General features: G+C 71.3%; 14 protein-coding genes and 1 pseudogene. 10 read left to right on the forward strand and 5 right to left on the reverse strand.

The genetic code is table 11. The annotated features are described in order from the left end of the window. Positions 1–20: 20 nt before the first annotated feature. Positions 21–290, reverse strand: a pseudogene (locus tag OHA81_RS21150) (GNAT family N-acetyltransferase); the annotation flags it as partial. Between the two features lie 3 nt (positions 291–293). Then, complete coding sequence (locus OHA81_RS21155; protein ID WP_329198182.1) at positions 294–884, reverse strand: N-acetylmuramoyl-L-alanine amidase; 591 nt, start codon at positions 882–884, stop codon at positions 294–296. Positions 885–1,181: 297 nt separating this feature from the next. On the opposite strand from OHA81_RS21155, the gene OHA81_RS21160 reads away from it, so the two are divergent. The 4 genes from OHA81_RS21160 (at position 1,182) to OHA81_RS21175 (ending at position 4,722) form a co-directional block, all read left to right on the forward strand. Beyond that, a complete protein-coding gene (locus tag OHA81_RS21160) occupies positions 1,182–2,594 on the forward strand; it encodes a family 2B encapsulin nanocompartment shell protein (protein ID WP_329198184.1) in 1,413 nt (470 codons plus the stop codon). Positions 2,595–2,626: 32 nt separating this feature from the next. Continuing rightward, entirely contained in the window at positions 2,627–3,679 is a 1,053-nt protein-coding gene (locus tag OHA81_RS21165) for a family 2 encapsulin nanocompartment cargo protein polyprenyl transferase (protein WP_329198185.1), read from the forward strand. 180 nt (positions 3,680–3,859) lie between these two features. Continuing rightward, positions 3,860–4,462, forward strand: coding sequence for a GNAT family N-acetyltransferase (locus OHA81_RS21170; RefSeq protein WP_329202442.1), 603 nt, complete (start codon positions 3,860–3,862; stop codon positions 4,460–4,462). Positions 4,463–4,518: 56 nt separating this feature from the next. Then, positions 4,519–4,722 (forward strand): hypothetical protein, encoded by a 204-nt coding sequence (locus OHA81_RS21175; RefSeq protein WP_329198187.1) that lies wholly within the window; start codon positions 4,519–4,521, stop codon positions 4,720–4,722. An 84-nt stretch (positions 4,723–4,806) separates the two neighbouring features. On the opposite strand, the gene snpA is transcribed toward OHA81_RS21175, so the two are convergent. After that, positions 4,807–5,466: a snapalysin gene (gene snpA / locus OHA81_RS21180; protein ID WP_329198189.1), complete on the reverse strand. Its 660-nt coding sequence runs from the start codon at positions 5,464–5,466 to the stop codon at positions 4,807–4,809. 208 nt (positions 5,467–5,674) lie between these two features. On the opposite strand from snpA, the gene OHA81_RS21185 reads away from it, so the two are divergent. The 3 genes from OHA81_RS21185 to OHA81_RS21195 all read left to right on the forward strand — a co-directional run bounded on the left by OHA81_RS21185 (position 5,675) and on the right by OHA81_RS21195 (position 8,614). Then, on the forward strand, positions 5,675–6,607 hold the full coding sequence (locus OHA81_RS21185) for a LysR family transcriptional regulator (protein ID WP_329198190.1): 933 nt from the start codon (positions 5,675–5,677) through the stop codon (positions 6,605–6,607). Positions 6,608–6,784: 177 nt separating this feature from the next. Then, positions 6,785–7,708 (forward strand): DUF4097 family beta strand repeat-containing protein, encoded by a 924-nt coding sequence (locus tag OHA81_RS21190; protein WP_329198192.1) that lies wholly within the window; start codon positions 6,785–6,787, stop codon positions 7,706–7,708. Further along, the gene (locus OHA81_RS21195) at positions 7,709–8,614 is read left to right on the forward strand and encodes a helix-turn-helix transcriptional regulator (RefSeq protein ID WP_329198194.1); all 906 of its coding nucleotides are present in this window, start codon (positions 7,709–7,711) and stop codon (positions 8,612–8,614) included. 192 nt (positions 8,615–8,806) lie between these two features. Here the strand turns inward: OHA81_RS21195 and OHA81_RS21200 are convergent, their stop codons facing one another. Next, positions 8,807–9,769, reverse strand: coding sequence for a zinc-binding dehydrogenase (locus OHA81_RS21200; RefSeq protein WP_329198195.1), 963 nt, complete (start codon positions 9,767–9,769; stop codon positions 8,807–8,809). A 532-nt stretch (positions 9,770–10,301) separates the two neighbouring features. Next, the gene (locus tag OHA81_RS21205) at positions 10,302–11,504 is read right to left on the reverse strand and encodes an NAD(P)-dependent malic enzyme (protein WP_443056605.1); all 1,203 of its coding nucleotides are present in this window, start codon (positions 11,502–11,504) and stop codon (positions 10,302–10,304) included. Between the two features lie 525 nt (positions 11,505–12,029). Between OHA81_RS21205 and OHA81_RS21210 the strand changes: the two genes are divergently transcribed. The 3 genes from OHA81_RS21210 to OHA81_RS21220 are packed head-to-tail and all read left to right on the forward strand — an operon-like array spanning position 12,030 to position 14,737. Further along, positions 12,030–12,986, forward strand: a complete 957-nt coding sequence (locus tag OHA81_RS21210) for an ABC transporter substrate-binding protein (protein WP_329198196.1) — start codon at positions 12,030–12,032, stop codon at positions 12,984–12,986. Between the two features lie 36 nt (positions 12,987–13,022). Further along, a complete protein-coding gene (locus tag OHA81_RS21215; RefSeq protein ID WP_329198198.1) occupies positions 13,023–13,973 on the forward strand; it encodes an amino acid ABC transporter permease in 951 nt (316 codons plus the stop codon). Continuing rightward, positions 13,970–14,737 (forward strand): amino acid ABC transporter ATP-binding protein, encoded by a 768-nt coding sequence (locus OHA81_RS21220; RefSeq protein WP_136215062.1) that lies wholly within the window; start codon positions 13,970–13,972, stop codon positions 14,735–14,737. Before OHA81_RS21215 ends, OHA81_RS21220 begins: the two co-directional genes overlap by 4 nt. The last annotated feature ends 5 nt before the right edge of the window (positions 14,738–14,742 follow it).

The raw sequence follows: 14,742 nt of genomic DNA on the forward strand, positions 1-14,742 counted from the left end.
CCGAGTCGTGCGGGGCGGCGTCAGGCCAGGCGGAGGTCGATGTACGGGACGGTGGCGCCCGGGAGCAGGTAGCGGTCGGTTTCGGTGAAGCCGTGGGCGAGGGCGAAGCGCAGGCCGGCGGGGTTGGAGGCCAGGACCACCGTTTCGACGGCGGCCGGGGCGAGGGCGCGGGCCTGGGCGAGGCCGTGGGCGTAGAGGCCGGCGCCCAGACCCCGGCGGCGGTGGGCGGGGAGGATACGGGCGATGACGGTGGCGGTGGAGCCGTTGTCGGGCGTGGGCGGGCGGACGGTTCGCTACTTGAGCCGGTCCGCCACGCGGGCGCGGAACCAGTCCATCGTGAAGCCCTTCGGGTCGATCTTGCCGGGTTGCCATTCGAGGTGGCCGATCACCGAGCGCTCGCCCCAGCCGTGGACCCGGCACACCGCGGCCGCCGCCTTGGCCATCGCGTCCAGCTGGACCTTCGGCCAGGGGTCGTCGCCGCTGCCGAGGTTCTCGCACTCGAAGCCGTAGAAGTAGCGGTTGCCGTCGGTGTCGGCGTGGTGGTCGGGCGGGAGGCGCTTCTCCGCGATCACCGCCGCCAGGACGTCGGAGTCGCCCGCGCCCGCGTGGTTGGCGCGGCCGTAGCCGACCAGGTGGACGCGGCCGTCCTTGGTGATCACGCCGTGGCACAGGGGGCCCGGCAGCTCCTCGTCGCCGTCGCGGCAGAGCGAGACGGTGTACGCGCTGCCGTGCGTGACGGTGTGGTGGATCATCACGCCGTGCACCGGGCCCCAGGGCCCCTTGTGGTTGCGGTTGTGGGTGCGCCAGGCCCCGACCTCCACCACGGTCAGGCCCTCGTCCCGCAGCGCTTCGATGAACCGGTCCGCGGACATGGGTGCGGACATGGCCGCCTCCTTCGCAGTACGCGCGTGGCGGTCACCTTACGTGCTCGCCTCGTTACGTACCGGTGTAGTGGAAGCGGTCACTCCGAGCCAGGGGGTTCGTACGGCGAGCGAGCGGATCCGGCCAGACGGCGTCGCTCCCGCCCCGTCACTCCCGTCCCGTCGGCCCCGTCGCGAACGGCCCATGACAGTGCCCATCCCGCAGACGGAGTAGTCCCACCCTTTTGTGTAATGGTCCCACTACGCCCCGTACTGACAGCCTGGACCCGCAGATCCATGGAGTGATCGAAAGGGAAACACATGTCGGTCCAGGCAGGTTCCGAGTCCGAGGCCCAGACGCAGAGCCCCCAGCGGAGTCTCGGCACCTCGGCCGCGCGGAACTTGGCAACCACGACCAAGTCCGCGCCGCAGATGCAGGAGATCACCTCACGGTGGCTGCTGAAGATGCTCCCGTGGGTGTCGGTGCAGGGCGGCACGTACCGTGTCAACCGCCGGCTGAGCTACTCCGTCGGCAACGGCATCGTGGAGTTCATCAAGACCGGCACCCAGGTCCAGGTGATCCCGGCCGAGCTCGGCGAATTGCCGCTCCTGCGCGACTACGAGGACCTCGACGTCCTCACCGAACTCGCCGCCCGCTGCCAGCAGGTCGACTTCGCGCCCGGCCAGGAGCTGACCTCCTTCGGCAGCCCCTCCGACAAGGTCTTCCTCCTCGCCCACGGCCGCATCGAACAGGTCGGCCCCGGCCCCTACGGCGAGGACGCGGTGCTGCGCACCGTCGCCGACGGCGCCTTCTTCGGCGAGGACGCCCTCGTCGACGAGGAGGCGATCTGGGAGTACACGGCAAGGGCGGTCACCTCCGGAACCGCGCTCGTCCTGACCCGCCAGGACTTCCAGCTCCTCGCCGACCGCGTCGACTCCCTGCGCGCGCACGTGGACACGCAGCGCTCGCTGCCGCCCCAGCGGACCAACAAGCACGGCGAAGCCGCGATCGAGCTCTCCTCCGGCCACCAGGGCGAAGCCGTCCTCCCCGGCACGTTCGTGGACTACGAGGCGCGCCCGCGCGAGTACGAACTCTCCATCGCACAAACGGTTCTCCGGGTCCACACGCGCGTCGCCGACCTGTACAACCAGCCGATGAACCAGACCGAGCAGCAGTTGCGGCTCACGGTCGAGGCGCTGCGCGAGCGCCAGGAGCACGAGATGGTCAACAACCCCGACTTCGGTCTGCTCCACAACGCCGACTACGACCAGCGCATCCAGCCGCACGACGGCGCGCCCAGCCCGGACGACATGGACCAGCTGCTCAGCATGCGGCGCGACTCCAACCTCTTCCTCGCCCACCCCAAGGCCATCGCGGCCTTCGGACGCGAGTGCAACAAGCGCGGCCTCTACCCCGAGGCGGTCGACATCGGCGGCCACCGCGTACCGTCCTGGCGCGGAGTACCGATCTTCCCGTGCAGCAAGATCCCGATCAGCGACGCCCGTACGACCTCGATCCTGTGCATGCGCACCGGCGAGGACGCCTCCGGTGTGATCGGCCTCCACCAGCCGGGCATCCCGGACGAGATCGAGCCGAGCATGTCGGTGCGGTTCATGGGGATCAGCGAGCAGGCGATCATCTCCTACCTCGTGACCGCCTACTTCTCCGCCGCGGTCCTGGTGCCGGACGCGCTCGGCATCCTGGAGAACGTCGAGATCGGCCGCTGGCGCTGAGCCGGCCGGCTCGGGGCACGGCGGGGCACACGATGGCGACGACCGGTGCGGTCACCACGGGCGAGGGCCAGGAAGCGGCGGCCCTGCTGGAACGGACGAGGGAGACGGTCAACCCGCGACTGCGCCGGACGGTCGAGCTCCTGCCCGGCTCCATGCGGCGCGTGGCGATGTACCACTTCGGATGGGAGCACGCGGACGGCACCCCCGCCGCGGGCAACCCGGGCAAGGCCATCCGCCCGGCCCTGGTCCTCGCGGCGACGCGGGCCCTGCGCGGGCCGGGCGACGGGGAGGCGGAGGACGCCGTACGCGCTGCGGTGGCCGTGGAACTCGCGCACAACTTCACGCTCCTGCACGACGACATCATCGACAAGGACGTCAGGAGGCGGGGCCGCGCCACGGCCTGGACCGTCTTCGGCATACCGGACGCGCTCATCACGGGCGACGCCATGATGGCGCTCGCGCTGAAACAGCTGGCGGAGGACCCGCACCCCGCCTCGGCGGCGGCCGCCGCCCGGCTCGCGGCCTGCGTCATCGAGCTGTGCGCGGGGCAGCAGGCGGACTGCGCCTTCGAAGCGCGGCCGGACGTCTCGCTCGACGAGTGCCTGACGATGGCCACCGCCAAGACCGGAGCCCTGCTGGGGTGCGCCTGCGCGCTGGGCGCCCTGTACGCGGGGGCCGGTCCGGACGAGGTCGACGCGATGGACGGCTTCGGCAGGGAGGCCGGGCTGGCCTTCCAGCTGATCGACGACCTGATCGGCATCTGGGGCGACCCCGGGCACACCGGCAAGCCCGCCGGGGCGGACCTGATCGCCCGCAAGAAGTCCCTCCCGGTCGTGGCCGCCCTCACCTCGGGCACGACGGCCGGGGCGGAGCTGGCCGAGCTGTACGCCGGCCCGATGACCGGGGACGACGTGCGCAGGGCCGCCGACGCGGTGGAGCGGGCGGGCGGCCGCGACTGGGCGCAGGCCCACGCGGCGGACCGGATGGGACGGGCGGTGCAGCAGCTGTCGCGGGCCGTACCGGACCACGGGGCGGCGGGCGGCCTGCTGGCGCTGGCGGAGTTCGTCACGCGCCGCACCCGGTGACTTCGCCGCACCCGGTGACTTCGCCGCACCGGGTGACCGCGCCGCACCCGGAGGCTCCGTAGGACCGCGAGCGACAGGCCTGTTCCGGCACCGCATGGTGCCGGAACAGGCCTGTCCGCGCCCGGGGCCCAACTCTAGGATCACTCACTGTTGTTGCAACGTGAGCGAGGGGTGGGTTCCGTGGTGCTGGAGATACGTAGGGCGGATCAGTCGGACCGGGACGCCGTGGCCCGGCTGCTGGACGAGGCGTTCCGCGACGACCCGGTGAGCAGCTGGGTCTTCCCCGACCCGGCGCACCGGGCGGCGGTGCACGGCAAGTTCCTCGGCGTGTTCGTGGACGTGGCGCTGGCGGAGGGCCGGATCGACTACGCGGCCGACGGCTCGGCGGCGGCGCTGTGGCTGCGGGTCCCGGCCGGGGACCACGAGGGGGAGGCGGCCGAGGACGACGTCCCGGCCAGGATGCGCGCGGTGGCCGACCCGGACAACGAGCGCTGCGAGCTGGTCGGCCGGCTGACGGGCGAGGTGCACCCCACCGCCGAGGAGCACGAGTACCTGCTGATGATCGCGGTGGCGCCGGGACGGCAGGGCGAGGGCCTGGGTACGGAGCTGATGCGGCCGGTGCTGGAACGGTGCGACCGCGAGGGCGTGCCGGCGTACCTGGAGGCCAGCAGCGAGCGGAGCAAGGCGCTGTACGAGCGGCTCGGGTGGCAGTTCACGGGCTCGGCGGTGCGGCTGCCCGACGGGCCGCTGATGTGGCCGATGTGGCGCAAGCCGCAGCCGTGAGGTTCCCCGCCCCCTCCCGCGCCGCCGGATGCGCCGAACCGGCCTACCGTGGAGGTATGGCCGGTGAAGAGCGACAGAGTGCGGGTGCGGCGGGCGCCGCGCAGACCGGGCACGAGCAGGAGTCGTGCCCGGTCTGCGGGCGCCCCGTCGAGCGGGTGATCGTCGGGCGGCGCAAGTCCCTCGGGATCTTCGTACCGAACTGGGGTCCGGGGCCCTGCCCGGACCCCGACTGCCCCCGGTACCAGGGCTCGGCGGGTTAGACCGGCGGGTTGGTCCGGCGGGTTATACCGGCGGGTTGTCCGCGGGTGGGCCCAGCGGCCAACGCAGCGGAGGGTCCCGGCGGGTCAGCTCTTGGTGCCCAGGCCCGAGGCGACCAGGCCGTTCGCCCACAGCTGGTTCACCCGGGAGCGCTCGGTGGAGTTCGGGTAGGGGTTGGTGCACGAGGTGCCCGGCCCGCCGCCCGACATCAGCTCGCTGCACGGGCCCGAGTAGTGGTCCGGCAGACCCAGCACGTGTCCGGTCTCGTGGGCGGTCACCCGGGTGGAGTCGTACTGCTGGTTCTGCGCGTAGTCGAGGAAGATGTAGCCGCGGCCGTGGCCGTCGGTGCTCGCGTAGGAACCCCGTGAGTCGTTGCCCTCGCGGTAGGAGAAGTTCCCGCCCGAGGACACCTCCTGGAGCTTGACGTTGGACACCGAGCCGTTCCAGATCTGCGTGGAACGGGCTATCACGGTACGGAAGCTGGGCGCGTTGCGCGTGTTGTAGGTGACGGTGACGGACTGGATGCCGGGGTTGGCGGCGCGCTGCTCCGCCACCGAGCGCTGGACGGCGTCGAAGAAGGCGCGGTTGGCGGCCTGGTTCTCCTGCGAGTGCTCGTAGGCGGCGTAACTCGCGGGGTTGCCGGACGGGGCCGGGGCGGCGCTGGCGGTGGGGGCGATACCGGCCAGGGCGGCGGCCAGTACGAGACCTGCGGTGGCGGCCGGAACGGCCGTGCGGGAGTGGCGCATGTGGGGGAGCTCCTACTCATCCGGTGTGGGGGGTGGGTCGTTCGGTACCGGAGTCTGCGGGAGCGTCACCGCTCGGCGGATGATGTCAGCCACCGATAACACCGGGTTATCGGTAGGTTTTCGGTAGGTCAACTTCCGTAAAATTGGCGGGATTAGGGGGGATACCGGTGGCTGGTGCGGCCGACGGGGGCCGCCCTACCCTCTGGTCATGGAGCTTGAGGTCAGGCATCTGCGCGCACTGTGCGCCATCGCCGACGCCGGCAGCCTGCACAAGGCCGCGCGGCAGCTCGGCGTGAGCCAGCCCTCGCTGACCACTCAGCTCCGCCGGATCGAACGGGCCCTGGAGGGCGAGCTGTTCCTCCGCGAACGGACCGGCTGCCGGCCCACGCCGTTCGGGCGCACCGTACTGGGGCGGGCGCGCCCGCTGCTGGCCGAGATGGCCGCCCTGGTGGCCGACGCCCGCGCGGTGGCCCGCGGGCCGCGCCTGCGGATCGGCTCCACGGCGAGCCGGGCGCTGCCCGGGTGGCTGCGCCGGCTGCACCGGCGCTCGCCCGAGACGGAGACCTCGCTGGTGGTCGACGTGTCGGCCAACGCCCTGCTGCGGATGGTGGACGCGGGGCAACTGGACGTGGCGTTCGTGCACGAGGTCGAGGGGTGTCCGCTGCGGGTGCCGCCGGGGCTGGAACTGCGCGTGCTGATGGAGCGGGAGCCGCAGTTCGTGTCCATGTCCCGGGACCATCCCGCCGCGCGGCGGCCGGTGGTGGAGTTACGGGAACTCGCCGCCGACCGCTGGACGGTCGACCCGTCGGTGGACGGCGAGTGGGACGGCCTGCGGCGGGTCTTCGCCGGCGCCGGCGTGGACCCGCCGGTGCTGCACGCCGATTACCACACCGCGACCTCGCTGATCATCTCCGGCGAGGCCGTCGCCCCCTGCCAGCCCACCTCCGGCCCCCGCGACGACATGGCGATCCGGCCGCTCTCCGGCGACCCGCTCGCCGTACGGCTGCTGCTGGCGAGCCGGCCGGGCGCGCACGCCGAGGTGTACGAGGACCTCCGCGCCGCCTATCGCGAAGCAGCCCTGCGCACCCCGCCCTACCGGGCGTGGCTGCACCACCACGCGAGCCCGCTGCTGGCCGCGTAACCCCGCTCCTCACCCACGTCCCCCGGCCCCGGACCCCGTCCGGTCGCCGGGCTGCCCGCGCGTGCCGGCGTGTCGGCCGCTTGACTTCGCCGATCCGCGATATATCGTGTTCTCAGAAGACGCGATATGTTGCGAGCGTCGAGCCCCGTTCGTGCGTCCACGAGGAGGATCAGAACCATGGCAGAGCAGATGACGTGGTCCGTCGCCGAACCGCAGAAGCTCACCTTCGAGCAGCCGGTGACCGAACTCCGCGTCCGCGTCGTCGGCGGCACCGTGAACGTCGTCGCCGCAGACGACGGGCCGGCCCGCCTCGAAGTGGCCGAGGTCGAGGGGCCGCCCCTGCACGTCGTACAGGAGGGCGGCACCCTCACCCTCTCCTACGAGGACCTGCCCTGGAACGGTTCCCAGGGCTTCAAGAAGTGGTTCGAGGGCAAGCCCTGGAAGGCCTGGACCGGCTCCGCCGACGGCCGCAAGGCCTGGGAGCGCAGCGCCACCGTCACCCTGACCGTGCCCGCCGCCACCCTCGTCCAGCTGGCCACCGTCAGCGCGGCCGCCTTCGTCTCCGGCATCAGCGGTGCCACCGACGTCAACGGCGTCAGCGGCGACACGACGCTGGTCGGGCTCTCCGGCAGGGTCAAGGCCAACACCGTGTCCGGGAGCGTCGAGGCGCAGTCCGTGAACGGCGAACTCGCCTTCCACTCCGTCTCCGGCGGCCTGACCGTCGTCGACGGCGCGGGCGGCAGCGTCCGGGCCGACTCGGTCAGTGGTGACATGCTCATCGACCTCGTGCTCGACCCGGCCGACACGCGGCCCGTGGACATCACCCTGAACTCCGTCTCCGGACAGGTGGCGATCCGCCTCCCGCACCCCGCCGACGCCCGCGTGGAGGCCAACACCGCTACCGGCGGCGTCTCCAACGCCTTCGAGGACCTGCGGATCACCGGCCAGTGGGCCGCCAAGCGGATCACCGGCACGCTCGGCGCCGGCACCGGGACGCTGCGCGCCACCACCGTCTCCGGCGCCATCGCCCTGCTGCGCCGCCCGGCGGCCGAGGGCCCCGACGCCCCCGCCCCGCTCGCGCTCGACAAGAAGGTGCTCTGAATGCCGCCCGTCTTCGCCCACGGACGCCTGCGCCTGTACCTGCTCAAGCTGCTGGACGAGGCACCGCGCCACGGGTACGAGGTGATCCGCCTGCTGGAGGAACGGTTCCAGGGGCTGTACGCGCCCTCCGCGGGAACGGTGTACCCCCGGCTCGCCAAGCTGGAGGCGGAGGGGCTGGTCACGCACGCCACCGAAGGCGGGCGCAAGGTGTACTCCATCACCGAGGCGGGCCGCGCCGAACTGGCCGACCGGGTCGGTGAACTCGCCGACCTGGAGCTGGAGATCCGCGACTCGGTCTCCGAACTGGCCGCGGAGATCCGGGACGACGTCCGGGGCGCGGCCGGGGACCTGCGGCGCGAGATGCGGGCGGCGGCCGCCTCGGCGACGGCCGACCACGTCGAGGACGAGGGCTGGAAGGCGGCCAAGGAGGAGCTCCGCAAGGCCAAGGCGGAGTGGAAGGAGCAGGCGCGGCGGGCGAAGGACGAGAGCCGCCGGGCGCGCGAGGAGGCGCAGCAGGCGCGCCGCCAGGCGAAGGAGGCGCAGGAGCGGGCGCGCGAGGAGGTCCAGCGGATCGCGAGCCAGCTCCAGGAGCAGTTCGCGAAGTCGGGCGGCGTGCTGGGGAGCCTGGCGGGTGCGTGGCTGGGTGGCGCGGGCGGCCACGGAGGTACGGATGCGCAGGCCGGTCGGCCGAGCGCCCCGACGCCACCGTCGGACTGGGCCGAGGACCTGGCCCCGACGGCCGACCCGACGCGGGACCTGGACCGGCTGCTGGACCGCTTCCGCGACGACATCCGCGACGCCGCGCGGGACCACGGGGTGTCGCCGGCGCAGCTGGCCGAGGCCCGCGCCCACCTGGCCGCGGCGGCGGCCCGCGTCACGGCGGCGCTCCGCCCCGACCGGGCGTAGGCCCCGACCGGGCGCAGGCCCCGGCCGGGGCGGCCCGGTCCGGCTGGGCCCGGTCGGCCCCGGCCGGTGGGTGGGCCCTCGCTGCGCCGGGCCTCCCGGGGCCTCCCGGGGCTCCGCCCCGCACCCGCACCCCGCACCCGCACGCCGCGCCTCGATCGCCGGCGAGGCCGGAAGCGGTGGCCCGGGTCTTCGTCAGACCGTGAGGACGATCTTGCCGAACAGGTCGCCCGAGGCGAGCTTTCCGAAGCCCTCGCGGGCGCGGTCCAGGGGGAGGACCTCGTCGATGACGGGCCGCACTCCGGTGGCCGCGCAGAACGACAGCAGGTCCTCCAGCTCGTCCTTCGAGCCCATCGTGGAGCCGACCACCCGCAGCTCCAGGAAGAAGATCCGCGTCAGTTCCGCGTGCGCCGGCCGGTCCCCGCTCGTCGCGCCCGAGATGACCAGGGTGCCGCCCGGGCGCAGGGACTTCACCGAGTGCGACCAGGTGGCCGCGCCCACCGTCTCGATGACGGCGTCCACCCGCTGCGGCAGCCGCGCGCCCGGCTCGTACGCCTCCACCGCGCCCAGTTCCACCGCGCGCTTGCGCTTCGCCTCGTCCCGGCTCGTGGCGAAGACCCGCAGGCCGGCCGCCTTGCCGAGGACGATCGCGGCGGTGGCGACGCCGCCGCCCGCGCCCTGGACGAGGACCGAGTCCCCCGGCCGCACACCGGCGTTGGTGAACAGCATCCGGTAGGCCGTCAGCCACGCCGTCGGCAGGCAGGCGGCCTCCTCGAAGGACAGCTCGGCGGGCTTGCGCAGCACGTTCCAGGCGGGGACCGTCACCTGCTCCGCGAAGGTGCCCTGGTAACGCTCGGTCAGGATCGACCGCGGCTCGTCCGGGCCGACCCCGTGGCCGCTCTGGCCGATGACGGAGTGCAGGACGACCTCGTTGCCGTCCTGGTCGGTCCCGGCGGCGTCGCAGCCGAGGATCATGGGGAGCTTGTCCTCGCCGAGGCCCACCCCGCGCAGCGACCACAGGTCGTGGTGGTTGAGGGAGGCGGCCTTGACGTTGACGGTCACCCAGCCGGGGCGGGCCCCGGGAGCCGGGCGTTCGCCCAGTTCAAGGCCGTTCAGCGGCTGGTCGCGGTCGATTCGGGCGGCATAGGCAGCGAACATGCCGCGACGCTACCGCCCGGTAGCGCGAGGGGCCACCCCTGTCGGGGCGCGGCGGGTGAGGCCTTCGTCGCAGTGGCCCGAGGCCTTCGCCGCATCCACCTCGGACGACCACCGCCGAGCGTGGGAACCGGACAGGGGGTTTTCCGCGTCTGGAACGGGCCATCCGCTGCGTCCAGGCGGAAGGAGTAGTCCATCCCTCAACTTCCACCTGCACCAGTCGGTTTGAGGTGTCCCGGCGGTGAACCGGAATGTCATTCAAGCCCTCCGGCAGGGGTAACATTCTGGCCATGCGGCGCGCTCGTCATGAGCCTGCCATCTGCAGCCTGTCCTCTGCGCCGCGGTTCTCTTCGTGTGGCCGTACGCCGCTTCGCCGTGCGCCCGGACACACGATTGGCGCGGCGACCCCTCCCGGTTCGGGGGCCAGGAGGGTGCGTCCGCGACAGGTTCGAGTACAACGGGAAGGGCCCGGCCGGATGGGATCCATCAGGCCGGGCCCTTGCCCGTACGGTCACGCGTCCCGCCGGAGCGGCGATCAGGCCAGGCGGGCCACGCCGTCCGCCTTCGCCGCGGCGGCGACCGCGGCCGCGACGGCCTCGGCGACGCGCTCGTCGAACGGCGAGGGGATCACGTAGTCGGCGGCGAGCTCGTCACCCACGACGCCCGCGATGGCGTCGGCGGCGGCGATCTTCATGCCCTCGGTGATCCGGGTCGCGCGCACCTTGAGGGCGCCCGCGAAGATGCCCGGGAAGGCCAGCACGTTGTTGATCTGGTTCGGGAAGTCCGACCGGCCGGTGGCCACGACCGCCGCGTACTTGTGCGCGACGTCGGGATGGACCTCCGGGTTCGGGTTGGCCATGGCGAAGACGAAGCAGTCCTTCGCCATGGTCGCCACCGCCTCCTCGGGGACCGTGCCGCCGGAGACGCCGATGAAGACGTCCGCGCCGGACAGGGCCGCTTCCAGGGGGCCGGATTGGCCGGTCCTGTTCGTGAGGCCCGCGATCTCGGCCTTGACGTCCGTCAGGTCCGAGCGGTCCGCCGAGACGACGCCCTTGCGGTCGGTGACGCACACGTCGCCGATGCCGGCGTCCACGAGGATCTTGGCGATGGCGATGCCCGCCGCGCCCGCACCCGAGATCACGGCGCGCAGGTCGCCGAGGGTGCGGCCGGTGAGCTTCGCCGCGTTGCGCAGGGCGGCCAGCGTCACGATGGCCGTGCCGTGCTGGTCGTCGTGGAAGATCGGGATGTCCAGGGCTTCCTGGAGCCGGCGCTCGATCTCGAAGCAGCGGGGGGCGGAGATGTCCTCCAGGTTCACCCCGCCGAAGGACGGGGCGAGACGGATGACCGTCTCGATGATCTCGTCCGTGTCCTTGGTGGCGAGCGCGATCGGGACCGCGTCCACTCCACCGAACTGCTTGAACAGGATGGCCTTGCCCTCCATCACCGGGAGGGAGGCCTCGGGACCGATGTCCCCGAGGCCGAGCACGGCCGTGCCGTCGGTGACGACGGCGACCACGTTGGACTTCCACGTGTACTCGTTGACGAGTTCCGGGTTCTCCGCGATGGCGCTGCAGACCTTCGCCACGCCGGGCGTGTAGGCGAGGGACAAGTCGTCCTTGTCGCGGACCGGCACGGTGGCCTGCACGGCCATCTTGCCGCCCCGGTGCAGTGCGAACACCGCGTCGGGGTTGTTGTCCGTCACGCTGTCGCTGCGAGGATTGACGATCTCCGCTGCCACTTGTTTGACCCCTTAAGTCTTTAATCGTTGAGGGTGGCCACTCCTGGTTAAGGGGTGGGCGGGCACCGCGTCCGTCTCCGCATCGACGGGTTCGTCCCGCCTCCGCGAAGGGGAGGTTTCGTACGCGCGGGCGCGCCGCACACGCGCCCTGGGCCCCGGATGAGGGGTGTAAGGATCTGTTCTACCTGAAAAACGCCCGCCCGGACGAGTCGATTGCCTCACGTTCGCAGGTCTCTTGCCCCGGTTTCACCTAAAAGTCCGGACGTTACCGTCCGAGGGGCGAGACCCACCGCAAAAACTGCGGCCAAACAGCGGGTCGGCAGTGCATAGTGCGGCCGCACGGCCCCGCAGCCGCAGTCCTGATCGGAACCCCGGGTGGCCCGTTATCCGATTTTGACCTGACGACCACCCTGAATGTCGCAGTCCGAATGGCAAGATGCCGTAATCACACAGGTCGCTGCACTCGATGGTGCGTGCCCGACCCTTCTCGGATGCTTTTTTCCCCACTGCCGGAGGAACCAGCTCATGACCGCAAGCACCACCCGTCGTTCGACCGCCGCACGGTCCCGGATCGCCGCGGTCGGTGCGATCGCGGTCGCCGGCGCCCTGATCCTCACCGGCTGTGGCGACCAGACCAAGAGCGGCTCCGGGAACTCGGCCTCCTCGGGCACCAAGTCCAGCAGCGCCCCGCTCTTCTCGGCCCTCCCGAAGAAGATCCAGGACGCCGGTGTCATCAAGATCGGCACCGACTCCGCGTACGCCCCGATGGAATTCGTCGAGAACGGCAAGATCGTCGGTGTCGACCCGGATATCGCGGACGCGCTCTCCAAGCAGCTCGGTGTGAAGGTCCAGTTCACCGCCGGCACCTTCGACGGCCTGATCACCTCGATCTACACCGGCCGCGAGGACGCGATCATGTCCTCGATCACGGACAACAAGCAGCGCCAGGAGGGCCTGGACGACAAGGGCCAGAAGATCGGCAAGGGGATCGACTTCGTCGACTACTTCTCCTCCGGTCTCTCGCTCCTCGTCAAGAAGGGCAACCCCGAGGGCGTCAAGACCCTGGACGACCTGTGCGGCAAGACCGTCGCCGTCCAGCGCGGAACGACCTACGAGGACGAGTTCAAGAAGCAGGCCGACAAGTGCGGTGACAAGAAGCTCACCATCCAGGCCTTCGACACCGACGCCGAGGCGCAGACCCGCGTCAAGGCCGGCGGCGCCGTCGCGGACCTGAACGACTACCCGGTCGCCGCGTACACCGTGAAGACCTCCGGCGGCGGCAACGACTTCGAGATCGCCGGCCAGCAGACCGGCGTCGGCCTCTTCGGCATCGGCGTGAGCAAGGACAACACGCAGCTGCGCGACGCTCTCAAGCAGGCCCTCGACGCCGCCATCAAGGACGGCTCCTACGCCAAGGCCCTGGAGAAGTGGAACGTGCAGGACAGTGCCGTCAAGTCCGCGACGGTCAACGCCGGTCAGTAAGTCCCGCGCTCCACGCTCCACTGAAGGGCAGTCATTGTGACTGACAAGATCGACAAGGGTCCGGCCGCAACCCCGCCGGCCGGACCCGGCGCCTCGGGAACCCCGTACGAGGCGATCAAGGCAATTCCCGTACGGCACTACGGCCGCTGGATCAGCGGTGTCATCGTCGTCGCGCTCCTGGCGTGGCTCGTCTACGCCTTCTCCCAGGGCAACGTCATCTGGGCGACGGTCGGGGACAAGCTGTTCGACCCGGCCGTCCTCGGCGGCCTGTGGAACACCATCCTCATCAGCGTCGCCGCCATGGCGCTGGGCCTCGTGCTCGGCATCGTGTTCGCGGTGATGCGCCTCTCGAAGAACCCGGTGACCAGCGCCGTCTCCTGGCTCTACATCTGGTTCTTCCGCGGCACCCCGGTGTACGTCCAGCTGCTGGTGTGGTTCAACCTGTCGCTGATCTTCGAGTACATCAACCTCGGGCCGATCTACAAGAACTACACCGTCGCCGTCATGACCCCGTTCATGGTCGCCCTGCTGGGCCTGGGCCTGAACGAGGGCGCCTACATGGCGGAGATCGTCCGGGCCGGCATCCAGTCCGTCGACGAGGGCCAGACCGAGGCCGCGCACGCGCTCGGCATGCCCCAGACCAAGACGATGCGCCGTGTCGTGCTGCCGCAGGCGATGCGGGTGATCATCCCGCCGACCGGCAACGAGTTCATCAACATGCTGAAAACCTCCTCACTGGTTTCGGCGGTGCAGTACACCGAGCTCCTGCGGGCCTCGTCGAACATCGGCAACACGGCCGGTGCCATCATGGAGATGCTGTTCGTGGCATCCGTCTGGTACCTCGCCCTGACCAGCGTGTTCAGCGTCGGCCAGTACTACCTGGAGCGCCGCTTCGCCCGAGGTTCCACGCGGAGCCTGCCGCCGACGCCGTTCCAGCGCCTGCGTGCCAACCTCAACATGTTCCGCCGTACGGAGGTCGCGCGATGACCGCCCAGCCGATGGTCAAGGCAGAAGGCGTCCACAAGTCGTACGGCGCCGCCCACATCCTCCGGGGCATCGACCTCGAAGTCGCCCCGCGCGAGGTCTTCTGCCTGGTCGGCCCGTCCGGCTCCGGCAAGTCGACCTTCCTGCGGTGCATCAACCACCTGGAGCGCATCAACTCCGGGCGGCTGTCGGTGGACGGCCAGCTGGTGGGTTACCGCCAGAAGGGCGACAAGCTCTACGAGCTCAAGGACAGCGAGGTCGCCGCGCAGCGCCGCGAGATCGGCATGGTCTTCCAGCGCTTCAACCTGTTCCCGCACATGACGGCCATTGAGAACGTCATGGAGGCGCCGGTCCAGGTCAAGGGCGAGAGCAAGGCGGTGGCGCGCGAGCGCGCCGTCAAGCTGCTCGACCGCGTCGGCCTCGGCGACAAGGGCGGGAACTACCCCTCGCAGCTGTCCGGCGGCCAGCAGCAGCGCGTGGCGATCGCCCGCGCGCTGGCCATGGAGCCCAAGCTGATGCTCTTCGACGAGCCCACCTCGGCGCTCGACCCGGAGCTCGTCGGTGACGTCCTGGACGTCATGCGGGACCTCGCCGAATCGGGCATGACGATGATCGTCGTGACCCACGAGATGGGCTTCGCCCGCGAGGTCGGCGACAACCTCGTCTTCATGGACGGCGGCGTGGTGGTCGAATCCGGCCACCCGCGCGAGGTCCTGGGCAACCCGCAGCACGACCGGACGAAGGCGTTCCTGTCCAAGGTGCTGTAACTGCG

It is taken from the genome of Streptomyces sp. NBC_00667, from assembly GCF_036226825.1.
Classification (GTDB): domain Bacteria; phylum Actinomycetota; class Actinomycetes; order Streptomycetales; family Streptomycetaceae; genus Streptomyces.